The sequence below is a fragment of the Rothia sp. HMSC058E10 genome, assembly GCF_001809415.1.
GTDB lineage: Bacteria > Actinomycetota > Actinomycetes > Actinomycetales > Micrococcaceae > Rothia > Rothia dentocariosa.
In genome coordinates this window covers 1-311 of the sequence record NZ_KV797636.1, presented here as the reverse complement: position 1 = coordinate 311, position 311 = coordinate 1, and the positions used below count along the sequence as shown (strand labels likewise).

Sequence of the window (311 nt, the reverse complement as noted above, 5' to 3'; positions counted from 1 at the left end):
GAGGATATGGGCTAGGACGCATAGGATAGTTCAGACGCATTGAGTCAATGATATTTACGGCATAAATAGCGTAACTATCGTTCCCTAAACGGTCCGCCATCGACAGCACATCCTCAAAATTTTTATAATACACAAACAACCCCTGACGCAGATCAAGCCAATCAACTGCAGTAGCGTATTCATAAGCCCACTCTGTATCGAACTCATGCAAGAAAGAGTCCCAGTCGAAATCCAGGGCTGTTAACAGACGACGTCCAAAGTCCCGGGCATCTACCACCCCGGCACAGTCAACCTCTGCGATATACCACCCT

1 pseudogene is annotated in these 311 nt (G+C 47.6%); it reads right to left on the bottom strand.

Annotation, left to right across the window (positions count from 1 at the left end):
* Positions 1-311, bottom strand: a pseudogene (locus HMPREF2609_RS07470) (hypothetical protein); the annotation flags it as partial.